Annotated in this window: 28 protein-coding genes; 12 read left to right on the plus strand and 16 right to left on the minus strand. The window is 48.3% G+C overall.

Annotated elements, in window-relative coordinates; genetic code table 11:
* Window positions 1-18: 18 nt before the first annotated feature.
* The 6 genes from phoP to rluE all read right to left on the minus strand — a co-directional run bounded on the left by phoP (window position 19) and on the right by rluE (window position 5,675).
* Window positions 19-693 (minus strand): two-component system response regulator PhoP, encoded by a 675-nt coding sequence (gene phoP, locus EX31_RS24560; RefSeq protein ID WP_013576218.1) that lies wholly within the window; start codon window positions 691-693, stop codon window positions 19-21.
* Between the two features lie 359 nt (window positions 694-1,052).
* On the minus strand, window positions 1,053-2,423 hold the full coding sequence (gene purB / locus EX31_RS24565; RefSeq protein ID WP_013576215.1) for an adenylosuccinate lyase: 1,371 nt from the start codon (window positions 2,421-2,423) through the stop codon (window positions 1,053-1,055).
* A gap of 23 nt (window positions 2,424-2,446) precedes the next feature.
* Window positions 2,447-3,073: a high frequency lysogenization protein HflD gene (hflD, locus tag EX31_RS24570; RefSeq protein ID WP_013576214.1), complete on the minus strand. Its 627-nt coding sequence runs from the start codon at window positions 3,071-3,073 to the stop codon at window positions 2,447-2,449.
* A 190-nt stretch (window positions 3,074-3,263) separates the two neighbouring features.
* Window positions 3,264-4,373 (minus strand): tRNA 2-thiouridine(34) synthase MnmA, encoded by a 1,110-nt coding sequence (mnmA, locus tag EX31_RS24575; protein ID WP_037037528.1) that lies wholly within the window; start codon window positions 4,371-4,373, stop codon window positions 3,264-3,266.
* Between the two features lie 236 nt (window positions 4,374-4,609).
* Window positions 4,610-5,056 (minus strand): NUDIX hydrolase, encoded by a 447-nt coding sequence (locus EX31_RS24580; protein WP_037037374.1) that lies wholly within the window; start codon window positions 5,054-5,056, stop codon window positions 4,610-4,612.
* Window positions 5,049-5,675, minus strand: coding sequence for a 23S rRNA pseudouridine(2457) synthase RluE (gene rluE, locus EX31_RS24585; protein ID WP_037037377.1), 627 nt, complete (start codon window positions 5,673-5,675; stop codon window positions 5,049-5,051). The genes EX31_RS24580 and rluE overlap by 8 nt, the downstream gene beginning before the upstream one ends.
* A 132-nt stretch (window positions 5,676-5,807) precedes the next feature.
* Between rluE and icd the strand changes: the two genes are divergently transcribed.
* Complete coding sequence (gene icd, locus EX31_RS24590; RefSeq protein ID WP_013576210.1) at window positions 5,808-7,061, plus strand: NADP-dependent isocitrate dehydrogenase; 1,254 nt, start codon at window positions 5,808-5,810, stop codon at window positions 7,059-7,061.
* Window positions 7,062-7,401: 340 nt separating this feature from the next.
* Window positions 7,402-7,893 (plus strand): anti-virulence regulator CigR family protein, encoded by a 492-nt coding sequence (locus EX31_RS24595; RefSeq protein WP_037037380.1) that lies wholly within the window; start codon window positions 7,402-7,404, stop codon window positions 7,891-7,893.
* A gap of 152 nt (window positions 7,894-8,045) precedes the next feature.
* Here EX31_RS24595 and EX31_RS24600 read toward each other — a convergent pair whose 3' ends face one another.
* On the minus strand, window positions 8,046-8,243 hold the full coding sequence (locus EX31_RS24600; RefSeq protein WP_037037530.1) for a hypothetical protein: 198 nt from the start codon (window positions 8,241-8,243) through the stop codon (window positions 8,046-8,048).
* A gap of 330 nt (window positions 8,244-8,573) precedes the next feature.
* On the opposite strand from EX31_RS24600, the gene EX31_RS24605 reads away from it, so the two are divergent.
* A complete protein-coding gene (locus tag EX31_RS24605) occupies window positions 8,574-8,861 on the plus strand; it encodes a hypothetical protein (protein WP_013576208.1) in 288 nt (95 codons plus the stop codon).
* A 68-nt stretch (window positions 8,862-8,929) separates the two neighbouring features.
* Here EX31_RS24605 and EX31_RS24610 read toward each other — a convergent pair whose 3' ends face one another.
* From EX31_RS24610 to EX31_RS24620, 3 genes are all read right to left on the minus strand, one after another.
* Window positions 8,930-9,145, minus strand: coding sequence for a hypothetical protein (locus tag EX31_RS24610; protein WP_013576207.1), 216 nt, complete (start codon window positions 9,143-9,145; stop codon window positions 8,930-8,932).
* Window positions 9,146-9,286: 141 nt separating this feature from the next.
* Window positions 9,287-10,927 (minus strand): ABC transporter substrate-binding protein, encoded by a 1,641-nt coding sequence (locus EX31_RS24615; RefSeq protein ID WP_037037384.1) that lies wholly within the window; start codon window positions 10,925-10,927, stop codon window positions 9,287-9,289.
* Between the two features lie 127 nt (window positions 10,928-11,054).
* The gene (locus EX31_RS24620; RefSeq protein WP_037037388.1) at window positions 11,055-11,246 is read right to left on the minus strand and encodes a YdfD/YebW family protein; all 192 of its coding nucleotides are present in this window, start codon (window positions 11,244-11,246) and stop codon (window positions 11,055-11,057) included.
* A gap of 201 nt (window positions 11,247-11,447) precedes the next feature.
* Here EX31_RS24620 and EX31_RS24625 point away from each other — a divergent pair, with 201 nt between their 5' ends.
* Complete coding sequence (locus EX31_RS24625; RefSeq protein ID WP_013576204.1) at window positions 11,448-11,693, plus strand: DUF2766 family protein; 246 nt, start codon at window positions 11,448-11,450, stop codon at window positions 11,691-11,693.
* A 63-nt stretch (window positions 11,694-11,756) separates the two neighbouring features.
* On the opposite strand, the gene EX31_RS24630 is transcribed toward EX31_RS24625, so the two are convergent.
* Complete coding sequence (locus tag EX31_RS24630; protein ID WP_013576203.1) at window positions 11,757-11,993, minus strand: YobH family protein; 237 nt, start codon at window positions 11,991-11,993, stop codon at window positions 11,757-11,759.
* A 183-nt stretch (window positions 11,994-12,176) separates the two neighbouring features.
* Window positions 12,177-14,870 (minus strand): autotransporter outer membrane beta-barrel domain-containing protein, encoded by a 2,694-nt coding sequence (locus EX31_RS24635; RefSeq protein ID WP_037037392.1) that lies wholly within the window; start codon window positions 14,868-14,870, stop codon window positions 12,177-12,179.
* A gap of 672 nt (window positions 14,871-15,542) precedes the next feature.
* Between EX31_RS24635 and EX31_RS25680 the strand changes: the two genes are divergently transcribed.
* From EX31_RS25680 to EX31_RS24650, 4 genes are all read left to right on the plus strand, one after another.
* The gene (locus EX31_RS25680; RefSeq protein ID WP_081481100.1) at window positions 15,543-15,785 is read left to right on the plus strand and encodes a PhoP/PhoQ regulatory lipoprotein MgrB; all 243 of its coding nucleotides are present in this window, start codon (window positions 15,543-15,545) and stop codon (window positions 15,783-15,785) included.
* 144 nt (window positions 15,786-15,929) lie between these two features.
* A complete protein-coding gene (locus EX31_RS24640; protein WP_013576201.1) occupies window positions 15,930-16,202 on the plus strand; it encodes a YebO family protein in 273 nt (90 codons plus the stop codon).
* 149 nt (window positions 16,203-16,351) lie between these two features.
* Window positions 16,352-16,654, plus strand: a complete 303-nt coding sequence (locus EX31_RS24645) for a phage protein NinX family protein (protein WP_013576200.1) — start codon at window positions 16,352-16,354, stop codon at window positions 16,652-16,654.
* Between the two features lie 135 nt (window positions 16,655-16,789).
* Window positions 16,790-17,026, plus strand: a complete 237-nt coding sequence (locus EX31_RS24650; RefSeq protein WP_013576199.1) for a DUF4060 family protein — start codon at window positions 16,790-16,792, stop codon at window positions 17,024-17,026.
* Between the two features lie 60 nt (window positions 17,027-17,086).
* Here the strand turns inward: EX31_RS24650 and EX31_RS24655 are convergent, their stop codons facing one another.
* A complete protein-coding gene (locus tag EX31_RS24655) occupies window positions 17,087-17,377 on the minus strand; it encodes a hypothetical protein (protein ID WP_037037395.1) in 291 nt (96 codons plus the stop codon).
* Window positions 17,378-17,564: 187 nt separating this feature from the next.
* Here EX31_RS24655 and EX31_RS24660 point away from each other — a divergent pair, with 187 nt between their 5' ends.
* The 3 genes from EX31_RS24660 (at window position 17,565) to cspE (ending at window position 20,046) form a co-directional block, all read left to right on the plus strand.
* Window positions 17,565-18,554: an MBL fold metallo-hydrolase gene (locus EX31_RS24660; protein WP_013576197.1), complete on the plus strand. Its 990-nt coding sequence runs from the start codon at window positions 17,565-17,567 to the stop codon at window positions 18,552-18,554.
* A gap of 1,124 nt (window positions 18,555-19,678) precedes the next feature.
* Window positions 19,679-19,795: a DUF2627 domain-containing protein gene (locus tag EX31_RS25685; protein ID WP_071823629.1), complete on the plus strand. Its 117-nt coding sequence runs from the start codon at window positions 19,679-19,681 to the stop codon at window positions 19,793-19,795.
* Window positions 19,796-19,836: 41 nt separating this feature from the next.
* Window positions 19,837-20,046 (plus strand): transcription antiterminator/RNA stability regulator CspE, encoded by a 210-nt coding sequence (cspE, locus tag EX31_RS24665; protein WP_002221949.1) that lies wholly within the window; start codon window positions 19,837-19,839, stop codon window positions 20,044-20,046.
* A gap of 59 nt (window positions 20,047-20,105) precedes the next feature.
* On the opposite strand, the gene pgeF is transcribed toward cspE, so the two are convergent.
* Window positions 20,106-20,807: a peptidoglycan editing factor PgeF gene (pgeF, locus tag EX31_RS24670; protein ID WP_013576196.1), complete on the minus strand. Its 702-nt coding sequence runs from the start codon at window positions 20,805-20,807 to the stop codon at window positions 20,106-20,108.
* 146 nt (window positions 20,808-20,953) lie between these two features.
* Here pgeF and rlmA point away from each other — a divergent pair, with 146 nt between their 5' ends.
* Complete coding sequence (gene rlmA, locus EX31_RS24675) at window positions 20,954-21,775, plus strand: 23S rRNA (guanine(745)-N(1))-methyltransferase (RefSeq protein ID WP_037037400.1); 822 nt, start codon at window positions 20,954-20,956, stop codon at window positions 21,773-21,775.
* Here the strand turns inward: rlmA and mntP are convergent.
* Window positions 21,767-22,339, minus strand: a complete 573-nt coding sequence (mntP, locus tag EX31_RS24680; protein WP_037037403.1) for a manganese efflux pump MntP — start codon at window positions 22,337-22,339, stop codon at window positions 21,767-21,769. The two genes, rlmA and mntP, sit on opposite strands and share 9 nt — an antisense overlap.
* Before the next feature lie 210 nt (window positions 22,340-22,549).
* Window positions 22,550-23,008: a DUF986 family protein gene (locus tag EX31_RS24685; RefSeq protein WP_013576193.1), complete on the minus strand. Its 459-nt coding sequence runs from the start codon at window positions 23,006-23,008 to the stop codon at window positions 22,550-22,552.
* Window positions 23,009-23,076: the final 68 nt, after the last annotated feature.

Genomic DNA, 23,076 nt, shown 5'->3' on the forward strand with positions numbered 1-23,076 from the left:
CTTTGAACATGACGATGATTATGGCCTGATGTCGAAACGGTAACCCTGACCACGTACGGTCGTTATCACATCAACCGGGTGTTCTGCCTGCAATTTTTTGCGCAGACGGCCCATCAGAACATCGACGGTGTGACTTTCACGCAGCTCGGCATCCGGATAGAGCTGAAGCATCAGAGAGTCCTTGCTGACCACCTTTCCCGCATTGCGGATCAGTGTCTCTATAATCGTGTATTCGAAAGCGGTCAGTTTAATCGGCTGCTCATTGACGGTCAGTTCACGACGTGACAGATCAATCTGGAAAGGTTGCAGCGTGATCACCTGTGAAGCGAGACCGCTGTTACGGCGCATCAGCGCCTGCATGCGCGCCAGCACTTCTTCCAGATGGAATGGCTTAGTGACGTAATCATCCGCACCGGCTTCCAGCACTGCGACTTTATCCTGCCAGCTTTCGCGGGCGGTCAGCACCAGAATCGGCAGATTGTTCTGATGGCTTCGCCAGCGGCGGATCAGGCTCAGGCCATCTTCGCCAGGCAAGCCGAGGTCAACAATGGCGATATCAGGCGCATGCTCATGCAGAAAATAGTCTGCTTCTTTGGCGTCTTCTGCCGCATCGACCTGATGGCCCATTTCCCGCAGCTGTACTGAGAGGTGATGACGTAACAGTGCGTTATCTTCAATGACTAAAATTCGCATGGTGATTCCTTATCCTGACAGCGCGAAAAATGGATCAAACATTCTGAGTGCGATTGTAAATGATTCAGAAACATTTTAATCAACCTCAGGTCAACGCAGGTGTGCCGAACATCAACAGAACCTAAACGAATTATAAGCGGCTTCCGCCAGGCGCGGCATAAAAAAGGCGACCCGAAGGTTAATGCCGGTCACTTAAGGAAATGAGGCCCGTGAATTTGGGCCTTCGATGAAGAAAAATAGCGCTATAAGCCTGATTCCTTCATTATCCTTTGAAGCACAAAAATGAATTTGTATTCATAAAAATGCTTAAGTGACCGGCATTAACCCGAAGGTCGCCTTTTGACGTGCAGAGCAAAAACTTACTTCAGTTCGTCAACCATGGTGGTGGCGCGGCCGATGTAGTTGCCCGGTGTCATGGCTTTCAGACGCACTTTCTCGTCTTCGGGTAATTCAAGCGAATCGATAAATGCCTGCATGCCGGCGGCATCAACACGCTTGCCGCGTGTCAGCTCTTTCAGCTTCTCGTAAGGCTTTTCAATGCCGTAACGACGCATCACGGTCTGGATAGGTTCAGCCAGTACTTCCCAGTTGTGATCCAGTTCGTTCGCCAGATTCGCTTCGTTCACTTCCAGCTTGCTGACGCCTTTCATGGTTGCCTGATACGCGATCAGCGCATAGCCCAGACCCACGCCGAGGTTGCGCAGTACAGTAGAATCCGTCAGGTCGCGCTGCCAGCGGGAAACCGGCAATTTGCTGGCCAGATGCTGCAATACCGCATTTGACAGACCGAGGTTGCCTTCGGAGTTTTCGAAGTCGATCGGGTTCACTTTGTGCGGCATGGTAGAAGAACCGATTTCGCCTGCAATAGTGCGCTGCTTGAAGTGGTTCAGGGCAATGTAACCCCAGATGTCGCGGTCGAAGTCGATCAGGATAGTATTGAAACGCGCCACGCAGTCAAACAGTTCGGCGATGTAGTCGTGTGGCTCGATCTGGGTAGTGTACGGATTCCAGGTAATGCCCAGAGAGGTAACGAACTCTTCACTGAACTGGTGCCAGTTCACTTCCGGATACGCCACGATGTGAGCATTGTAGTTGCCGACAGCACCGTTGATTTTGCCGAGGATTTCGACGTTTTGCAGTTGCTTAAACTGACGATCCATACGGTAAGCGACGTTAGCCAGTTCTTTACCGATGGTGGATGGCGTAGCAGGCTGGCCGTGGGTACGGGACAGCAGCGGAATGTCGCGGTATTTGTGTGCCAGGTCTTTCACGGCATCAATAATCTGTTTCCAGTACGGCAGCACCACATCCTGACGTGCAGTTTGCAGCATCAGTGCGTGAGACAGGTTATTGATGTCTTCAGAAGTACAGGCGAAGTGAATGAATTCAGACACCGCATGCAGGGCAGGGAGCGTAGCCACTTTTTCTTTCAGGAAATACTCAACGGCTTTGACATCATGATTGGTGGTTTTTTCGATATCTTTAATGCGCTGTGCGTCATTAACATCAAAATTTGCCACAATCTGGTCGAGGAAAGCGTTTGCGTCGGCATCAAAAGCAGGAACTTCCTTGATTTCTGCACAGGCTGCCAGTTTTTGCAGCCAACGTACTTCAACCTGCACACGGAATTTCAGCAGGCCAAATTCGCTGAAAATAGTACGCAGCGCGCTGACTTTATCACCGTAGCGTCCATCAACGGGGGAAACGGCGGTCAGTGAGGATAATTCCATCGGTAGCAACTCCTGGGATCTTATTAACAATGAGCGAGAATATTCTTCGCCTGTTCAAACAAGCGATTACGGGAAAACATCAGTTGCAGGCGGCCACCGCCGACCTGGTGCCACAGCACCGCGGAGCGGATCCCGGCCAGTAAAATGGCGCGGACCTTTGCCTGCACTTGCGAATTTTGCAAAATTGCCGGTGAACCGGTCACCTGAATACGCGGACCGGCCGGGCTGACTACGTCGACATAAATCGAGGCCAGAGAGCTGATCATCGTTTCAGATTCCAGTTCGAAATGCGCGAGTTGACGGTCGAGCTGGTCGATACGTTCACCGAGCTGATTCATGGCGGCTTTGTTGGCGTACAGCTTGCGCTCCAGCACCATCAGGCTTAACGCATAACGCGTTAACTCAGCGCCCGGCCCCTGGCGGTTCGCGTTCAGCACGCCCAGCAGCGTCTCAAGCCCCATCTTCAAATTGGCTTCATTATTACCGTAAACTGCCAGCGTCGAGGCCGGATTCATCTCCAGCAGGCTGCGCAGTGACACTGACATTTCTTGCTGTGAGCATTGGCCTTCATGTGCCAGTTGCTGAACCAGGCGTGCTGCCTGACAGATCCCCGCCAAAGCCAGCGTAATGTCGTAATAATTTTTAGCCACGTTTACTCCTGTAAGCGTTTTGAAACGATGAGACGCAGTGACAATGAAATAGCCCAAATTCATGGCGACAGATCATGCCATAAAACTGCCCCTAAACACAGTTCGGAATCAGTGCAGGGCGTCACAGTCGGGCAGAAATAAAGCGGGACGCCCGAAAGCGTCCCTTATTCAATCACATATTGACTCGATATCAGGCCTGAAGCGGCAGACGCTGTTCAATTACGCCCCCGCCGAGGCACACTTCCCCGAGATAAAACACCGCTGACTGACCCGGCGTGACGGCGGCAACGGGTGCATCGAAACGCACCTCGATGCGGTCGTCACCGAGCGGTGTCACTACGCACGGAATATCTTCCTGGCGGTAACGGGTTTTCACGGTGCAGGTGAGCGGGCCGGTCAGCGTTTTGCGATCCACCCAGTGCAACTGTTGGGCAATCAGACCGACATTCATCAGGCGCGGATGCTCGTGGCCCTGTGCGACGTAAAGAATGTTGTTTTCCACATCCTTCTCGACGGTGTACCACGGTTCTTCGCTGCCGTCTTTCTGCCCGCCGATGCCCAGACCTTTACGCTGACCGAGTGTGTGATACATCAGACCCTGATGTTGTCCCATCACCTGACCGTCAACGCTTTTGATCACGCCCGGTTGCGCCGGTAAATAGCGGCCCAGGAAATCACGGAATTTGCGTTCACCGATGAAGCAGATGCCGGTAGAGTCTTTTTTCTTCGCGGTGATCAAATCCAGTTCTTCGGCGATGCGGCGAACTTCCGGTTTTTCCAGCTCACCGACCGGGAACAGGCTTTGTGCGACCTGTTCGTGACCGAGCGTGTAGAGGAAATAGCTCTGGTCTTTATTGCCATCAACGCCCCGCAGCAAATGGCTGACGCCGTCGATATCCTGGCGGCGCACGTAGTGGCCGGTCGCGATATAATCCGCGCCCAGGTCTTCAGCCGCAAATTCCAGGAAGGCTTTGAATTTGATCTCTTTGTTGCACAGGATATCCGGGTTTGGCGTGCGTCCGGCTTTGTATTCCTCAAGGAATAATTCGAACACGTTGTCCCAATATTCCGCAGCGAAATTCACGGTGTGCAGTTCGATACCCAGCTTGTCACACACGGCTTGCGCATCCGCAAGGTCGGTGGCTGCTGTGCAATATTCTTCGTCATCATCCTCTTCCCAATTTTTCATGAAGAGGCCCTCGACCTGGTAACCCTGCTGTTGCAAAAGGTACGCAGAGACAGAGGAATCGACACCGCCGGACATCCCGACGATCACTTTTTTCTGGCTGTTGTCAGACATAATAGTCCCGAAACGCATGAATTAATTGCCCGGTACTGACGGTGTTTTTCTAAAGCTTGTCCCACGAGGATGAAGGCCGCGCGCAACTCATAGTTCACAGAAAACCCGAACACCACAGAAACCCGAACAGAGAGGTACTGCTTTACACGAGGTAAATCGTGAAGCGCAAAATTTTATCACGTCGGGCCGGTTGCTGCATCGCTGATTCACCGCGTGACAACAACCGGGGAGGGGGGTTATTCCGGCAGGTTGAAATTATGCAGGATTTCCAGAGGATAGCGCGGCGATTGCTGATAACAGCGAATGCTTTCGGCCACCAGCGGCGAGCGCAATTGCGCAGAGCCGATAATTTCTTCGGCGCTGACCCAACGACACTGATCGATATCATCGTCCTGCGGCGCAGTTTCCAGCATTTCAGGCAAATCAATCACGAAAGCGAAACGCAGGAACGGCGTATCGTCCGGCGCCCGCCACTGATGTAAACCCAGGAAAAACTGCGGCTCGGCGTGGATGCCGGTTTCCTCATACAGCTCGCGTTTTGCGGCGCTGACTAAGGTCTCATTGGCTTCAAGATGTCCGGCAGGTTGATTCCAGGTGACTTTGCCGTGAATGGTTTCTTCGACAACCAGAAACTTTCCCTGTGCCTGAACGATGCAGGCGACAGTAACGTGCGGTTTAAACATGTGGAATTTCCTTCCATTGGCCGGGTTGTAAATCGCCGAGAGTAAACTCGCCCATGCTGTAACGGATCAGACGCAATGTCGGGAAACCGACATGAGCCGTCATGCGGCGCACCTGACGGTTTCTTCCCTCGTATAACGTGATTTTTAACCACGCTGTCGGGATAGATTTTCGTTCGCGGATCGGCGGATTGCGCGCCCACAGCCATTCCGGCTCTGGCACAATCTCTGCACCTGCGGGCAGCGTCGGGCCGTCTTTCAACGTGATGCCTTCACGCAATGATTTCACTGCGGCGTCATCCGGTTCGCCCTCGACCTGGACATAGTAAATCTTACCGGTGCGCTTGCCGGGTTGGGTCAGCGCAGCCTGCAGTTTGCCATCGTTGGTCAACACCAGTAAACCTTCGCTGTCCCGATCCAGACGGCCTGCGGCATAAATATCTGTTAATGGAATGTAATCTTTAAGTGTCGCACGACCCGCCTCATCAGTGAATTGTGGCAGCACATCAAACGGTTTATTGAAAAGAATCACCTTTACTGGCCCTTTTGGGGCAGATTGTGCTTTAGACGGCCTTTTGCTGAAACGTTTAACGTTGTGATTTTTAAAAGATAGCGGGTTCATAGGCATTGAAGTTAGAGAGAATTAGCGCATTATACTTGAAAAATGTTTCGGATTGGCTAGCGAGAAATATTCGAGTAATATCGACCGGCATCTTACAAATTTTTAACAAAAATGCGCTCGAAGGAGAGGTTAATGGAAAGCAAAGTAGTTGTTCCGGCTGAAGGTAAAAAGATTACAGTAGACGCTCAGGGTAAACTGGTCATTCCTAATAATCCTGTTATCCCATTTATCGAAGGTGATGGCATCGGTGTTGATGTGACGCCTGCCATGATCAAAGTCGTTGATGCGGCTGTTCAGAAAGCCTACAAAGGTGAGCGTAAAATCTCCTGGATGGAAATCTACACCGGCGAAAAATCCGTAGAACTGTACGGCAAAGATGTCTGGTTGCCAGAAGAAACCCTCGATCTGATCCGTGATTACCGTGTTGCTATCAAAGGCCCACTGACAACTCCAGTTGGCGGCGGCATTCGCTCCCTGAACGTGGCACTTCGCCAGCAACTCGACCTGTACATCTGTCTGCGTCCGGTACGTTATTACACCGGCACACCAAGCCCGGTGAAACGTCCTGAAGATACCGACATGGTGATCTTCCGCGAGAACTCTGAAGATATCTACGCAGGTATCGAGTGGAAAGCCGGTTCTGCTGAAGCTGATAAAGTGATCAAGTTCCTGCAAGAAGAAATGGGCGTGAAGAAAATTCGTTTCCCACAAGAATGCGGTATTGGTATCAAACCTTGCTCCGAAGAAGGCACCAAACGTCTGGTTCGTGCGGCGATTGAATACACCATCACCAATGACCGTGATTCACTGACGCTGGTTCATAAAGGCAACATCATGAAGTTCACCGAAGGTGCCTTCAAGGATTGGGGCTACCAGCTGGCGCGCGAAGAGTTCGGCGGTGAGCTGATCGACGGCGGCCCGTGGGTGAAAATCAAGAACCCGAACAACGGCAAAGACATCATTATTAAAGACGTGATTGCGGATGCATTCCTGCAACAAATCCTGCTGCGTCCTGCTGAATATGACGTTATCGCCTGTATGAACCTCAACGGTGACTACATTTCTGACGCTCTGGCGGCGCAGGTTGGCGGCATTGGTATCGCACCGGGCGCAAACATCGGTTCTGATTGTGCACTGTTCGAAGCCACTCACGGTACTGCACCGAAATATGCCGGTCAGGACAAAGTGAACCCGGGTTCAATCATTCTGTCCGCAGAAATGATGCTGCGTCATATGGAATGGTTCGAAGCCGCAGACCTGATCGTCAAAGGCATGGAAGGCGCAATCGCTGCCAAAACTGTGACTTACGATTTCGAACGTCTGATGGAAGGCGCTAAGCTGCGCAAATGTAGCGAGTTTGCCGACGACATGATCGCAAATATGTAATTGCGAAATTGTTGAAGTCGACATCGGGGGCATCGCGCCCCCTTTGTTTTTCATCCCTCCAAAAATTCTTCTGCAAACCCCTGTAAAATCTTCTGCAAACCCAGACTGAAAACACCTGATTTAAATAATCAGAACCACAAACCTTTCCTGCAGTCTTTGTCCGTGAAAACATGAGAGCTATTTGATTAATAATTTGGGCGATGATCCTGATAAATAATGAGAACAGCGTTATTAAGCTTTACATCGTCTTAAAAATATAAAATAGGAATGCATGATATTGTGAAAGGGAGTTTTCTCACATAGATTTAAAAAGTGTAATTTACCTCAAGGAACAACCATCATGTTTAAGCGTCGCACACTCCAGATTGCTCTGGCGGCGGTTATTTCTCTGACAGTGCTGTCAGCTCCCGTTTTTGCTAATCCCGGGAATGGTAATAGTAATGGTAACGGCAATAGCAACGGTAATAGCAATGGCAACGGCCACGCCAATAAAGGTCAGGGAAATGGTAAATCATCTGAGCACTCCGGGAATCGCAAAAATTATGGTAAGCCAGACCATGTCTCGTCAGATATAAGCTTCTCACGTGCCCGTTCACTCGCAGTTAACTATGGATTAACCGGATATCAGGCTCTACCACCAGGAATCGCAAAAAATTTAATGCGTGGCAAACCATTGCCTCCGGGCATTGCCAGGAAAGCGGTTCCGGCCTCAATGCTGAACGAGTTGCCGTATTATCCTGGTTATGAATGGCGAGCTGTGGGGGATGATTTAGTTCTCATTGCCCTGAGTACTGCAATTGTCACTACGATTATCAATGGCGTATTTGATTAAAAATGACATAGCATTCTTTTAAGCCTCGCATTAGCGAGGCTTTTTATTTGAACTAATATGAAGATGACGATTAATGGTATCCCGAAAAAGGTCGTTGCTCAGGAATAACCAGAAACTTATTTCATCAGGGGATTCTGCGGCCCTGATGCTGTTTATTTAGCGGCCGCGACCTGCTGTTTTTTAGCTTGTGCTGCGAGATGATGCCCAATAGCGCATCCTGCCACCGCGCCGAGAACAGCGTGATGTTTCAGATGACCGACTACACCCCCCGCCACTGCCCCTTTGAGACATCCTTCTGCCTGAGCAAATGAACTCACTAACATCATGCTGAAAATGGCTGCACCCAACATCGTTTTTTTCAACTGAATTCTCCCAAATGAACACATAGTGCTGTGGCAGAAAATGTCATAACAGCCCCGGTTTGTCATTTTGCTATCTGTAAGCAGGTACTGCTGCTGTTACTTCTCAGATAAGAGAATCTGCTTGCCGACGGCCATGAGTGGCTTATCCCGGTTACATCTGCCTAGGCAGTTAACGGCTCATTGAACAAAGGTTTACTTTATATATAGAAGGCGAGGGACTTCACTTTTTTTAAGTCTGCTAAACTTATATTCAGTAACCGGCGGAGGTCTGCTTTCTCCGCTGTCTCCGGTTATTTTCCACCCGTGAAGAAGGACGCTATGACGCATCAAGAGCAATTGCAGGCCCTGATGGTTCGCATTGACGCGCTGGAACAACGTGAAAGACAACTGACTTATGCTTCAAATGCTTATCAGGCGATTTTAACAACATTACTGGGAATACTGGATAAACCAACCCGTGACCGGGTGATCAGCATGGTCGATCAGGCTCATGATGTGGCATATGCCAGAGCTAATCTGGAGCAGAAAGGGAATATTCTGGGCGCTGATGATATCACCCAGCGCATTTTCTTATTTGCGCAGGGACGTGCGGCACAATCTAAGTAGCGTCTGACGGATCATTGATAAGTAACTCGTTGCCTGAAAAGGCTGCGAGGTTTTGCTGTGTCGCACAATCAGCAACGCCGGTCGGCTTTAAGCATATTAATTGCTGCACCCAGCATAATACGGCGCTGGACCCCCGTAGCGCAGGCCAGTTGCTCGTCGAGATAATTAATCAGCGCATCGGCACTCAGAGGTTCTCCTCTGTGGCGCATCTTAATGACACCATCACCGATAATACGCGCGACTTCATCCCAGAGCGGTTGGATCTCACTTTCCGAGAATTTCATAACGGCTCCCGTTTGTGTGATTTACGTACAATCTATCATCTGGGCGGCGCGTGGCAAGTGGGTTAGAGGAAGAAGGGCGGTGCGTAGCATTTGAAAAGCCTCTCCTCAGGCAGTCAATCGCCGCAAGGAGAGGAAGACAGCTTAATGCTTAATTACATACAAGTCTTTGGTATAAATGTAATTGAGCAGGCTGTCGTTGAAACCACCCACATAGGGTTTGACCAGACGGGCGCTGACGTAGTGATACAAAGGAATGACCGGCGACTGCTCGGTTAACACCTGTTCCGCCTGCTGATAGGCTTTGCCCACATCCGCTTTGTCCGTGGCTTTTAACGCATCATCCAGTGCCTTATCGTAGGCGGCATTGCTGAATTTTGGCGTGTTCTCGCTGTTACCCGTGCGCAGGGTATTCAGAAAAGTGGACGGCTCGTTATAGTCTGCAATCCACGCATAACGCACCACTTCATATGTGCCCTGATGCATGGTGTCCAGCATGGTTTTCCATTCCTGATTCTGTAAAACAGCATCGACGCCCAGATTCTTTTTCCACATTGATGCGGCGGCAATCGCAATGCGCTGATGCGCTTCAGAAGTGTTATACAGCAGGTTGAATTTCAGCGGATGGTTCGGACCGAAACCTGCTTCTGTCAGCAACTTTTTAGCTTCTTCGTTACGCTGTTCCTGTGTCAGGCTGGCCTCTTTAGGTTTGGCGAAAGTAAAACCGCCGGTGTTATCAGGAGAAAGATGCCAGGCTGGCGTTTGTCCCTGACCCATGACTTTATCGGCAATGATTGACTTATCAATCGCCAGATTCAGCGCTTTACGCACGCGAACATCGTTAAACGGCGGCTTCTGCGTGTTCATTGCATAGTAATAAACGGCCAGATAAGGGCTGACATGAACTTGCGAACCCAGCTCTTTTTTCAGCGATGCAAACAGCGGGGAAGGGACGGTATAAGTAATGTCGATTTCACCGGCTTTATAGCGGTTAACGTCCGCAGTCCCCGAAGCGATCGGTAAATAAGTGACTTTGTTGATGACAGTATGTGCGTTATCCCAGTAGTTCGGGTTGCGGACAGCCGTGATGCGTTCGTTAACCGTCCATGTATCAAGCTTAAACGGACCGCTGCTGATCAGATTGCCTGGCTGAGTCCACTTATCGCCGTATTTCTCCACATCTGCCTGACTGATCGGGGAGAGAGAAGGGTGTGCCAGCATACCAAGGAAATAGGAAAGCGGTTGATCCAGGGTAATTTCCAGCGTCTGCTTATCCAGCGCTTTGATACCCAGTTGGTCAGCAGGCTTCTTGCCGTTGATGATGTCGCCGGCGTTCAGTACATGCATACTGCTAAGATAGGTTTCATAAGGTGAAGCCGTTTTCGGGTCTATAAGGCGTTGCCAGCTGAAAACGACATCCTGCGCGGTGATGGGCGAACCATCAGACCAGACGATTCCAGGGCGCAGATGGAAAACCCAGGTTTTGTTATCTTTAGTTTCCCAGTTCTCCGCCAGAGAAGGTTGCGCATTGCCTTTGTTATCTATAGTAACCAGTCCGGCAAAAAGATCGCTGAGGATATTGAATTCAACGTCGCTCTCCACTTTGTGCGGATCAAGTGACGCGGGTTCGCTACCGTTGTTGCGGACAATTTCCTGTTTGGCTGCCAGTTCAACACCTGCGGGAACGGTCGCAGCGTAGGTAGCAAAAGAAGCCATGAAAGAGCCGGAGAAAAGGAGTGCGAGAGGAATTTTTTTGAAGCACCCATAAGTTTTACGTATCGTCATTGCCATTTCCTGCCCTGTTAATATGGTTAAATATCAATGAGTAACAGGGTATTCATACCGTTCTTCGAACACTTTAGCAATCGTTATGGCATTTTTTGTCGCGCTGTGTGAATGCTGACACAAATGTTCAGTAGTCAACGTTCTCATGTGCAGGGATCCAGTAGCCGTCGATAAAATCTTCGATTGGGTAACAGCCAGCCTGGCGTAAACCTTGCTGATGCATCGCGACCATGCATTGTTTCTGAGTATTAAAGGCATCAACGACTAAGTCTTCACATCCTCCGCCCAGATAACAAATAGTCAAAACAAGTGCGAACATAGCGCATCTCCATTTTTGTCATCCTGTTAAGCATAGAACTATTATGCCCCTGGCAACATCCGACGCGGTGCGTTTGCTGCTTATTTGTCCGTCTTTATCGGACGAAAAAATGTGAAGTGGCAGAAAAGAGAATTTCAGGAAAGGGCGTGATATCCTCGCGGCCATAATTTTTATGAATGACCATTATGGAAGGAGCAGCTCATGTCTGAGTCTTTGAACAGAGAACAGGAAATCGAATCCGATCTGGTTGCATGCCAGCTGGTAATTAAACAAATTCTGGATGTGATTGAAATTATTGCGCCAGCAGAAGTGCGCGAGAAGATGTCTCATCAGTTGAAAAGCATTGATTTCAGCAAGCATCCTGCCGGTGCAGATCCTGTGACGAAGCGCGCTATCGAGAAAGCAATCTCACTGATCGAGCTGAAATTTACCAGGCACGACAGCTGATAAATAATTGTCATGCCTGCATCCGCGGGCATGACAATAATGTAGTGCGGTAAAATATTTGTTTTATTTATTGTCGACCACTTCATCCACCCGCTTGAAAATCGGGCAGTTTGCAACACCGATGACGCCACTGTCAGAGTGAATATATTGCGAACTTACAATTCCTCTGGCGGTTAAGTACTGGCATTTCAGTCCCAGTCCTGCGGCATTCTCACTGCTGCCTACCGTCACGCCATAACCCGAAAAAAGAAAAATCGCGTAAATGACGGCCAGCAGGATAACGGTTTTAATGATTCCCATTCTGTAACTCCCTAAACATCTCGTCCTGAACGATTCAGGATATTGATAAGTATAGTAGAAGTTATTTTTCAGAAAATGTCACTGCAGCAGAATCCTAATCAGCAAAGTCGTGAAGATGCCAAAAAAATTGGCCCCTGAAAAGGGGCCAAAAAATTACTGAAGAGTGTTATTCAGACCGGCAAGTTACCAGCGGTATTTCATACCCAGGTTTGCTGCCCAAGGCTGGTCAACATCGCTGCCGCCAAGGTAGTTAGCCCCTGCGTAAACGGTGAAGTTTTTGCTCATGTCGAACTGACCGCCTAAACCAACGCGGACAGCAGAACCATCAACGCCGTTGTCGATACGGTCGCCATTGATGTTTGCATCGTTGTTAGCATCTTCATACACATACGCCAGTGTGCCGTACGGGCTAATTGCCTGATCTGCACCCAGGTCGAAGGTATAACCCAGATTACCACCCAGCTCATAACGCATGCTGTCATAAGCCTGATCGCTGACATGCATGTTGTTGTTCATGCTGTAATCGTCATCGCCGATAAACACGCCAGTAATGCTTGCGTATGGTGTCAAATAAGCCTGAGGAGCGAATTTCCAGTCATAACCCAGTTTCAGACCAAAGCCCCATGCATCAGTCGAGTTATCACCTGATACTTGCTGACCGTTGCTCATGGTGCTTTCTGTTGAGTTGCTGAAGTGGCTGTAGCTCAGAGAAGTATCGAAGAATGCGCCATTATTGAAGTCCAGGCTTGAGTAAACGCGTGCTGACTGGCTGTCAGTATCCGCATCGGCATCATCCATAGACAGGCTGGATTTTGCGAAACTTGCCGCCATACCGACCAGCCACTGGCGTTCACCGCCACCTTCGGTCACTTTATCCAAACCCACCATGATGCCATTAACGTCCTGATCGTAATCAATCACGCCGTTGTCACCGTTTTGCTGACCGCCGAAGTAGTTAACCCACACACCACCTTTATCATTGCCCTGGGTGTGACGCGAACTGTTCATGCGGTTTTCTAAGGTGTCTTGTTCCATATGCCATGTTGCCGCATTGGAAGAAGGCAGGCTCAGGGCCGCATTTGCAGTAGAGGTAATGCCTTGTTTTGCCAGCACCACAGTATCGCCGTACTGCTCAGCCTGATATTTATAAGCACCCAGATCAGCGGTGTTAGCATGGTTAAAGGTCGCATTGCCGCCGTAGATGCGGATCAGCTCTTTATTTTGATAATCAGCAACCTGGCCTTCACCTGTCGCGTTATCGATGCGTACCTGATAATTACCGTTGGTCACGCCATTAACGGCCAGATGACCGTCGGAGTTAATGCCGATAGTGCCCTGATCATAAACATAGTCAGCGGCAGTTTTGTCGCGTGCGTTGTTCAAATCAGAGTTGAGAACATATTCACGGCTACCGATATCGAAAGTACCGTTATCGGTCAGAACCATGTTATGTGTATCAACCTGACCTAAACCTAAGTTCAGCTCAGAACCGCTGCCCACAATGATGGTGTTGGCGTAGAGAGACGCAGTTTCTTCGGTCAATGATGCCTGGCTGCCTGAGTTCAGGTTCAACACATCGGTTTTAACGCCGCCGTGCGCGGCAATTTTCAGGGTTGATGCATTGGTGAGGGAGATGTGATCTGCCAGCAGGGCAGATTCAACAACATTCACCTGAGACCGGTTGTTAACAGTCAGATCGTCAATGTTGGATGATTTGGTGGTGTCCCACTCGGAACCGTTGTTTAGCGCGACATTAAACAATCCGCTTTGATAAACGTCATCGCCAACCAGATAGCCATTGGTACTGCTGAAGACAGAGTAAGGCCAGATGCTGTTGGTGCTGCGGTTATAGAGGGCTGAATCCATCTGAACATTTGAGATAGCTGCGCCAACCCATTTGCTGCCATTATCCAGCGCCAGATTCAGTTCGTCTGTATCATCCCAGCCATTGGTATCCAGCACGCCATCCGCATTGCTGTCATGACCACCGACGTAATAGTTCTCGTCGAAGGTGCTGACAAAAGCGACGTCACCGGTAATGGTTGAATTATTGAATACGGCATGGGTTTTCATTGCGTTATCTGCGGTGGCACTGGCAACAACAGATAAGGCGATATCGTCAGCCTGAGTACCGGCAGCACTGATATTACCGTAATCGCTTGGCTTATCAGACTGGCCGTAGAAACCGCTGGTCTGCAATTCTGTATAAGAACCTGAAGTCAGCACGGAATCATTAACTGTCAGGGTATTATCAAAAGTATTGCCATTATTTACGTCAGTATCAACCCATTCGTAGCCTTGCGTCAGCGCAATGCCAGCGACGTGAGAGTTATTTTTAATAACGATGTCACTTTCCTGATCCAATGTCACCGCAACGCCCATGTCAAAGGTGTTCAGGGTTTCATGATCCCGAACGTTGTTAGCATCAGTAACGTCGTAATCGAAGTGTTCGTAAGTATCGTTAATGGTGGAGTTATCAATAGTCAGCTGCAAAGGTGACTGATCATATTCATTACGGGTTGTACCGCAATCGCTCGTCATGCACTCAGAAGTGATCATGCCGTTGACAGTAGTATTGGTGATATTCAGCGTGTTGCTGTTATTGCTATCAAAACCGAGATAATGAGTGGAAATAACGCCGTTAACCACAGCGTTATTGATTGAAGAGTAGATGTCTCCGCCAACGTAACCGTTATCTGCGCCGTCGTTATCCACATATCCACGATAGCCGATATGACCCGCCAGAGTGGAGTCATGATAGAACGTATCGTATACGGTGCCAGAAATATCAGCTGATATTGCGGCAGGTGCTGTTACTGCAACAGCGCAGGCCAGCGCTATTTTAGAAACGAAGAACTTTTTATTCCATGCATGCATTTATTAATCCCTCAACAAAAAAATAGTCAGCATGAATCAGCTGAAATTAATTCAGCCACTATGCTTTCATTTATATAACCGAAGAGACAGAAGAACTGTTCGACGGCGGGATGATATTTTAATGAGTGGTATAATTCAACAAAGAAGTTCCTGAGAATACTCACTAAAATTAAATTATTTTAACGGCGGGAGTAATATTATTGGATTTATTTGGCAACCATAATGAAAATAATTTCTTTAACGGTTTCTGAATAATGCTTATAAAGTCATTATATAAGTTTACTGCTATTAGGCTTGCGTTCCTCCGGTCTTGTGGATATGACGCAAGGCGTAATCCCGCTTATCTTGTCAGCACCCGAAACAGGAGTCAGATTTCTGTCATGAGCCTTGCGGGAATTAATGCGTTATTTCACGTTCTGTTCCTTTCTTAATAAACAGGGTTATGGTTTTTATTAAAATGTCTATTTTATAGAAATTATTGTATGAGAGTTATCAGAAATGCAGCGGAGTAAACATTACTTTGCTTGACCAGGATCAAACAAGCATTACCTGCTATTTATAGATAAAGTTTATACATTTTATTGTTTGATTTACGTAGGTGATTATTACACGTTGTATCACGTGTAAAAGCCGTACTTTCGTTATATCGTTGTTTAGGATATTCGTCGTACTATGTCCTTCTGTTCAGTCAAATGCCGGACGTCGCCTTTGAGCCCTGATAGACGCTTTTTAAACCAAAAGAGACCTGCCATTAAATTGAAAAAGCCTGTTTTCAATGTCCGAAGGATCATTACGTTCGTTCTTTTTCTGCTCATCTGCATCGGCCTGTATCTGCTGGCGTTAAACAGTTACTGTGATCAGGGGGGCAACTTTGATCTGGGCGTATGTGCCATCACCTCATTCATTCCTTTTTAGCGGATGCCTGCCTGAATGTCTTTTTGCTCAATGCTTGCGCTGATTGCGGGGGAGTAAGAAAACCCTGTTTTTTTGCGAATAGCTTCCCTGGCCTGTCGGGGATGGTAAGATGAACGCTCTGAACATTCAGTGGTAGGGTAGTCAATGTTTGATTTCGCAATGGGCCAAAACAGCCTGGCCTCATTGGTGCTGTGTGCACTTTCAGCACTGTTATTTCTGTTGGTATGGTTTTTCGTTAGCCGTGCCAGTGTCAGGGCAAATGAACAGATTGCTCTGTTACAGGAGATCGCTGAGCAGCAACGCCAGCAGACCGAATTACTTAAAATTCTGGCTGCACAGGCAAAGGGCAATGTGTCTTCTGTTGAGGCAGACGATGACTCTGCGCTCAGCCTGCGTGGTTTTATTCCTGAAAGATAATGTTGTTTTGTTAACCCGCCTTCTGGCGGGTTTTTCGTTGATACGCGGCCTGCATATTTTTCCTTCTCTTCCTCTCTGATCTTCCTTCATAAAACTGTCTTATTCCTCCGGTAGTCTCCACGCATGTGCCCTGCAGGATGGAATAACTGATGATCAAATGGTCTGAAGAAAACGACAGTGAAGTGAACCACAACATAGCCTTACTGACCGGAGAGGAACCTGAGAAGTGGTATCCCTATGGCGGAATGAAAGGCAAAGATTATTGCAACAACCCCTCCGATGCGTGGCCGATCATTTGCGCCAACAAAATCAGCATTAATTTTAAAGAGTTGCAAAGCAATCCTCTCTGGCTTGCTGAAATCAGCAGTCCTCAAGGCCAATGGCAGGCGCAAAGCAAACGTCCCCTTCGTGCCGCTATGGTATGTTTCCTGCTTAGTAAGACTTGCGTATAAACAAAAGCGCAGAGATACTCAGATAGTGACAAAGTTTTGCAAAGAAGTGATTCGAATAAGCGTCGCATAAAGCGATGCGTATCAAGTGATTAATGTTTCCTCATTTTGACAGTTGTGTCTAAGGCGGAGTCCATTATGAAGCGCATCATTAAAGGTGATAAAACTCTCTCCCATCTGGTGGTTGCTCATGCAGCTATCGACAGTCATGAAAAAGCCTACGGCAAACGCCGGCAGGGCTGGCCTTCCACCTATCTCATCAAATATAAAGATGCGCGTGTTGCGGTCGAAGTTGTGACCCGCAGACAATCCTATGTTGCCACCCTCATGATCGGTGCCAGAAATCTCACCAAACTTTGTGGTATGCCTGCCTGATAATCGGAAAGCATTTCTGTAACTTCAAACCGTGCCGGAGATATCCGCCACGGTTTTTCGTTATACAGGCTTTCTCATCAGATAACGCTGCGGGAGGTTACCCCGCTGAAAAGGCCGTTTCATAACAGATAACATCAGTGCGATGACATCGAGGATCAACAGCAATGTTCCGGTGATGGCTAACGCCGTCAGCCCCAGCAGGGCGAGAAGGAAAATCTTTACTGAGGTCGGAACGGTCATCCGGCGAAAGCGGGAACGCAGCCATAAACGTCCATATTGTGCCTGGATCTGCATAATATGGGTCAGCCTTGACGCAAAGGTTTTGTGGTCTTTTGTTGTGTTCCTGATCATAAATAATCTCCTTTTTGAACATCATCAGTTAAACATGAAGTTATTAAGATTTTCTTAACCTCACGTAGTGGCTGAACTGCCACATAATTTTTCACTTTCGATCTGTAGTGCGCTCAATAAGTATGCTAATTAATCTGCATCATGGCTTTACGCTGCCGCCGATAAAATAGTGATCTCATGGAGCCTTATGTCAGGTAAAAATCCCTTTTACGACCCGTCAAAAACACATCACACACCGGATGGTTTTACCAATGCCGAACCCCATGACCGGCAGGAGGGTGATCTCAAACGCTGGAGGAAAGAGCGCAAGGAACTTCGCCTGCCTGCGCCTCCGGCGAAAGGTTACGAACATTTTGTCAGCCAGTGGTGGCAGGCTGCCGACTTCAGCGGGTCTGATGATCGTTTATGGTTTTTAGGACATGCCTGTTTATTGCTGCGTGTTGCCGGGCGCTATATCCTGATGGATCCTGCATTGTCTCATCGTGCTTCGCCATTCAGTTTCTACGGGCCTGAGCGAAAAACGCCGGTTGCTGTGACGGTAGAAGAACTTCCACCGATTGATGTTGTTCTGTTATCCCACAATCATTATGACCATCTCGACAGCGCGACGGTCCGCAAGCTATTGCGACGTTTCCCGGAAGTGCAATTTATGGTGCCTTTGGGCATAAAGCGTTGGCTGGAGCGGCGCGGGGCACGATACATCGAGGAACTCGACTGGTGGGATGAGCAGCAGTTTGGTGAGCTGAAGTTTTCAGCTGTGCCGGCGCGCCACTGGAGTATGCGGACATTATGGGATCGAAACCGGTCTCTCTGGTGTGGGTGGGTGGTCAGCCATCCCGGTTTGCGGTTCTTTTTCTCCGGCGACAGCGGGTACAGCAATCAGTTTGAAATAATTGGACAACGTCTGGGACCTTTCGATTTAGCCGCAATTCCTGTCGGCGCCTATGCACCAAGATGGTTCATGCGTGCGCAACATATGGACCCGCAACAGGCAGTGGCTGTGTTTACTGAGCTGTGTTGTAAAAAGGCGGTTCCCATTCATTGGGGGGTTTTTGAATTAGCCGATGAATCACTGGATCAGCCACTGATTGAATTAGCGGAAGCCATAAGTCAAAGTGAATCGCCTGAAATGGAATTTAAACCATTAAAAATTGGCGCAAGCATTTCTAAAGATTGAATATCATTTCCACCGGTATTGGGAATATATAAGTAGCCACTTCACCTATGAAATGAGAAGTATTATCAGTTGGGTGACATTTTTTATAACACTTACACTTCGTGGGTGTTATGTGAATGTTAATTATTAGGTTCAGATAGATTAATTACCTGCTCAATTCATCTTTATCAAAACGGAATGTTTTTTGTAAGCGCGGAGAGACTTCTTTTTGTCAGAAAAAATGGATTTTTTTGTTGCTAAACAGGGCATTGAACTGCGCTTCGCCTGCCTGCAACGCAGGCGTGTTGTCTGTCAGACTATCGTGGTTGGCTTCTGGCTGGTAATGAGACGATTTTAGCGTGATCTGAGTATGAATAGAAAGCTGATATGGGATTTTGATCACGGTAATTAATATTAGTTTTTCATATGGATATTTAGTATTTGAATAAGGCGGCCGGGAGTATCGGCAAACTGTTATGTTGTTTTAACCAACTCGCAAACTTTAATTCATTATATTGTCAAAATCACCACGATAAAAAATAGTCATTACCGGGTGTCGTAATTTGGAATTCATTTTGCCTGAAGCCGGTTGGGTTTGGGCTATTATCAGGCAGGAAGTACAGGCGCACAGTTAAGGTGCATTTATTGATTTTCACTGTTTGTTTTGCACCATTTTATCTGTCTATGGCGTAATTGATTATTGCATAACCAGTCATATTGGGAGGCACTGACGTTGTGCATATACCCGTTCTGTTGCACAAGTGCCGCAAACGCCGTGTGATGCGCTGTCACCGGACCTGATCTCACGCTGTAAGGCCTGTAAAGCGTTGCCGAATGGGCACAGAAGCGGAGAGTTTTAGCGGGCTCCCGCAATAAAAATTCAAATAAAGGTGTGTTTTACGCTTACGGTTCTGCATTAAATGATCAATAATCGAAACAGGTCGTTATTGTTTTGTTTGATATGCAGGTAAAACTGCAAAGCAGAAAAAAGCATGTCTATCAACATATTTCAGCTTAACTGAACACGAAGTGCCTTTAACCGGCTCAAATATGTGCGACATGTCCATCACTGATTAAAAATGGCTTGCCATCGAATTCAGAGTATGTGATAACGCATCTGGGTAAAACGAGGTACAGTTCTGTATATGTGTGGCATTTTCAGTATAGAAGTTCTGAGTAAAGACGTTCACGTTGAATACCGCTTCTCTGCCGATTCTAATCTTAGTGCCTCAAGCAGTAACGACTCTAGTTTGTCTATGTAACGCCGCTGGGCGGTTTAAACAATCCAAAGGAAATACTCAAGATGGCAAAGATCAAAGGTCAAGTTAAGTGGTTCAACGAGTCTAAAGGTTTCGGTTTCATTACTCCTGCTGACGGCAGCAAAGATGTGTTCGTACACTTCTCTGCAATCCAGGGTAACGGCTTCAAAACTCTGGCTGAAGGCCAGAACGTAGAGTTCGAAATCCAAGACGGCCAGAAAGGCCCGTCAGCAGTTAACGTAACTGCAATCTAAGCAGCGTTAGCTGTAAAAAAACCCGCCAAGGCGGGTTTTTTTGTGTCAGCCGTTCAGGCTCAGAGGATCATGATCCCTGATTGCTGGTTACGTCCGCTGATACCCGGGTGTGTCGGGTCTTGTGCCCGCTGATGGCTGTTACGGCGAAAACTCGTGTACCTGAATCCGGTTCCGGCTGCATCGGGCGAGCAAATCGTGCAACGGCCTGCACGATCAACGCCTGCAAATCCTAACGCCCGCAATTTGGCTTCAGCAATGGCAACCAGATCAAGATGGCGGTGGCTTGGTGAGATGAGTGCAGGGGGTAAATCGAGACGTTGCAGAAAAGTATCAATCAGTTCCTGACTGACTTCATAACAGCAGGCTCCTGCGGACGGGCCGACAGACACAAACCAGTCAGAAGTATCACCCGACTGATTAATCCGCTGTGCCATTTGCTCCAGAATGCCGTCAATCAGCCCGCGCCAGCCTGCGTGCACTGCCGCAACTTCTCTGCCATCTTTGCGACAGAAAATTACCGGTAAGCAGTCTGCAGTGAAAACGGCAAGAAGAATGCCCGGCATAGCGGTGATGAAGCCATCTGCCTCACCGCATTCCTGGCCTGCGACTGTCACATCGACAATCCGTGTGCCGTGTACCTGTTTTTTTCCGGGACAGGTCGCTTCATAGCTTTGCAGATGTTCAGGCAGCAACGCCTGTTTATCGCCAAAGCCATGCACAATACCGGGGATTTGACTGAGTAAAGCTGAGTGGTCACTCATCTTGTGTCTCGTTAGAAAATGTTATGCAACCAGTGTAGCCGCCTTTGAGCGGGATTTTCCAGCAGTTGCAACCCCTGAGCACCTTCTTTAGACTTAACACTATTGCGAATTTTCGCCCCCTCAGACTTTTCTTGCAGGTTTTCCGCATGACTTATCAGTGCCCGCTTTGTTTCCAGCCGCTTACGCTGACCGGTCAGCAATGGTGTTGTCCCGCCAACCATCAGTTTGATAACGCAAAAGAGGGGTATGTCAATCTGATGCCCGTACAGCACAAACGCTCAAAGCAGCCGGGTGACAGCCCGGAAATGATGATATCGCGTCGTGCTTTTCTTGATGCAGGCCATTACCAGCCTTTGCGTGACCGTCTGACAGATATTCTGGACGACGTCATCGCGCAAACGGCGGACACATTGCTGGATATTGGCTGCGGGGAAGGGTACTACACCGCCGCATTCGCTGAGAGGCTCACACAAAAACGTGCGCTGAAAGTGTTTGGGCTGGATGTCGCGAAAGTGGCCATCCGTTATGCATCCAAACGTTATCGCGATGTGTCATTTTGTGTGGCTTCCAGCCATCGCTTACCTTTTGCTGAGGGTTCACTGGATGCGGTCATTCGTATTTATGCACCCTGTAAGGCGCAGGAATTGTACCGGGCGATAAAACCGGGCGGCCTGGTGGTTACGGTGGCACCGGGACCACGTCATTTATATCAGCTGAAAGGGTTGATATACCAGGATGTACAACTGCATGCTGATCTCGATGAGCAGCTGGAAGGTTTTGACCGGATAAGTACGGAAGCGCTCGCCTATGACATGATGCTTTCCGGAGAACAGGCGTTTGATTTATTGCAGATGACGCCATTTGCATGGCGGGCGACAGAAGAAGTGATGGCCAACTTAAAGGCCGAGACAGCCTTTGAATGCGAGACAGACTTCCTCATCAGGATACATCAGCGTGCGTCAGCGTAAATAACCCAGATGCTCCAGCAGGATGCTCGACCCAATTCCGATCAGAACCGCACCTCCTAAAACTTCGGCCCATTTGCCTAACAGCGGGCCGATAAAACGCCCGACCATTATCCCGAGCGTTGACATCACCATGGTCGCCATACCGATGAGCAGCGCGGTAAGGATGATGTTCACTTCAAGAAAAGCTAAACCGACGCCGATCGCCAGAGCATCAAGGCTGGTGCCGATAGCCGTTGCAGCCAGGATCCAGAACCCGTGACGGGTTGCCGTTGTCAGGTTATCTTCCGGCTTATTTTTTAGCCCTTCGATGATCATGCGTGCGCCCAGAATAAACAGCAGGGTAAACGCGACCCACTGGCTCCACTGCATGATGTACTGGCTGGCAAATAAGCCCATATACCAGCCAATCAGTGGCGTTATGGCTTCTATGACACCGAAAATAAAACCCGTGCGGACGGCCTCGCGAAAGCAAGGACGATGAAGGCTGGCGCCTTTGCCAATTGATGCGGCGAAGGCGTCCATGGACATGCCAAATGCAAGAATAAGCGTAGCGGATAAGTTCACGAGAATAGCCCCCAAATGACGGCGCAACCTTACCACACTATTTTTATTCGGGACAACACCAAATAAAATGGGGTTTTAAATAATGCCGTATGTTGGGGAATAACAATATTATTGACAAGGTATTTATCAACATTGTTATCTGTAAGGTTAACTTAAATCCTGGGAAATATGCACCATGCTATAACTGATAACTCATGGTCTAAATTCAAGCTATTGATTATTAACCATAATTTTATATATTCTTTCAAGGTCATCCAGTTCGTTTACGCGAATTAATAACTTTTTCTGTTCTAATTCAAATACCAGGATACCGTCTTCAGAAAGATTCATACTGCGGATCCGATCGTAGGTGATGAAAGTGTTGGCGAAATAAAAACCCTCCTCTTTGAAGAGCATTTTTGGCCAGCGGATAAAAGAGAGATAGAAAGCAATCAGCCCGAGGCCGATCAGTAAATAATTGGTAATAACGGTGCCATTCGCATGGATATTATTATAAAGAAGAATAGCCAGAAGACCGATAAAGATAATCGAATCGAGTCTGTTACGGCGGCGCAGGTTGACCCGCAGGCGAGTTTTACCCTTGCGTGTACCCATGATGAATTCGTCATAGATGGCGTAGGCAAGCAACAGGAGAGTGAAAAGGGCGAGGACGATATCGGTTACAGACATGAAAACTCCAGCTAACAGCCATCAGGCAAAGCAAAGTAAAAATGACAAAGAGATAAATAGCAGAAACA

The sequence above is a fragment of the Rahnella sp. WP5 genome, from assembly GCF_000745615.1.
In the GTDB taxonomy this organism is placed as follows: Bacteria; Pseudomonadota; Gammaproteobacteria; order Enterobacterales; family Enterobacteriaceae; genus Rahnella; species Rahnella aceris.

Bases quoted from the DNA above. Each gene is read 5' to 3' on its own strand.
- EX31_RS25685 (WP_071823629.1), top strand. From the start codon at position 19,679: ATGTGTGGCATTTTCAGTATAGAAGTTCTGAGTAAAGACGTTCACGTT.
- EX31_RS24650 (WP_013576199.1), top strand. From the start codon at position 16,790: ATGAAGCGCATCATTAAAGGTGATAAAACTCTCTCCCATCTGGTGGTT.
- EX31_RS24685 (WP_013576193.1), bottom strand. From the start codon at position 23,008: ATGTCTGTAACCGATATCGTCCTCGCCCTTTTCACTCTCCTGTTGCTT.
- EX31_RS24610 (WP_013576207.1), bottom strand. From the start codon at position 9,145: ATGAAATTCTCGGAAAGTGAGATCCAACCGCTCTGGGATGAAGTCGCG.
- phoP (WP_013576218.1), bottom strand. From the start codon at position 693: ATGCGAATTTTAGTCATTGAAGATAACGCACTGTTACGTCATCACCTC.
- EX31_RS24620 (WP_037037388.1), bottom strand. From the start codon at position 11,246: ATGTTCGCACTTGTTTTGACTATTTGTTATCTGGGCGGAGGATGTGAA.
- EX31_RS24655 (WP_037037395.1), bottom strand. From the start codon at position 17,377: ATGATCAGGAACACAACAAAAGACCACAAAACCTTTGCGTCAAGGCTG.
- EX31_RS25680 (WP_081481100.1), top strand. From the start codon at position 15,543: ATGTCCTTCTGTTCAGTCAAATGCCGGACGTCGCCTTTGAGCCCTGAT.
- EX31_RS24660 (WP_013576197.1), top strand. From the start codon at position 17,565: ATGTCAGGTAAAAATCCCTTTTACGACCCGTCAAAAACACATCACACA.
- EX31_RS24640 (WP_013576201.1), top strand. From the start codon at position 15,930: ATGTTTGATTTCGCAATGGGCCAAAACAGCCTGGCCTCATTGGTGCTG.
- EX31_RS24635 (WP_037037392.1), bottom strand. From the start codon at position 14,870: ATGCATGCATGGAATAAAAAGTTCTTCGTTTCTAAAATAGCGCTGGCC.
- EX31_RS24615 (WP_037037384.1), bottom strand. From the start codon at position 10,927: ATGACGATACGTAAAACTTATGGGTGCTTCAAAAAAATTCCTCTCGCA.
- EX31_RS24580 (WP_037037374.1), bottom strand. From the start codon at position 5,056: ATGTTTAAACCGCACGTTACTGTCGCCTGCATCGTTCAGGCACAGGGA.
- cspE (WP_002221949.1), top strand. From the start codon at position 19,837: ATGGCAAAGATCAAAGGTCAAGTTAAGTGGTTCAACGAGTCTAAAGGT.
- icd (WP_013576210.1), top strand. From the start codon at position 5,808: ATGGAAAGCAAAGTAGTTGTTCCGGCTGAAGGTAAAAAGATTACAGTA.
- EX31_RS24595 (WP_037037380.1), top strand. From the start codon at position 7,402: ATGTTTAAGCGTCGCACACTCCAGATTGCTCTGGCGGCGGTTATTTCT.
- EX31_RS24625 (WP_013576204.1), top strand. From the start codon at position 11,448: ATGTCTGAGTCTTTGAACAGAGAACAGGAAATCGAATCCGATCTGGTT.
- EX31_RS24600 (WP_037037530.1), bottom strand. From the start codon at position 8,243: ATGTTGGGTGCAGCCATTTTCAGCATGATGTTAGTGAGTTCATTTGCT.
- EX31_RS24630 (WP_013576203.1), bottom strand. From the start codon at position 11,993: ATGGGAATCATTAAAACCGTTATCCTGCTGGCCGTCATTTACGCGATT.
- rlmA (WP_037037400.1), top strand. From the start codon at position 20,954: ATGACTTATCAGTGCCCGCTTTGTTTCCAGCCGCTTACGCTGACCGGT.
- EX31_RS24645 (WP_013576200.1), top strand. From the start codon at position 16,352: ATGATCAAATGGTCTGAAGAAAACGACAGTGAAGTGAACCACAACATA.
- pgeF (WP_013576196.1), bottom strand. From the start codon at position 20,807: ATGAGTGACCACTCAGCTTTACTCAGTCAAATCCCCGGTATTGTGCAT.
- purB (WP_013576215.1), bottom strand. From the start codon at position 2,423: ATGGAATTATCCTCACTGACCGCCGTTTCCCCCGTTGATGGACGCTAC.
- EX31_RS24605 (WP_013576208.1), top strand. From the start codon at position 8,574: ATGACGCATCAAGAGCAATTGCAGGCCCTGATGGTTCGCATTGACGCG.
- mnmA (WP_037037528.1), bottom strand. From the start codon at position 4,373: ATGTCTGACAACAGCCAGAAAAAAGTGATCGTCGGGATGTCCGGCGGT.
- rluE (WP_037037377.1), bottom strand. From the start codon at position 5,675: ATGAACCCGCTATCTTTTAAAAATCACAACGTTAAACGTTTCAGCAAA.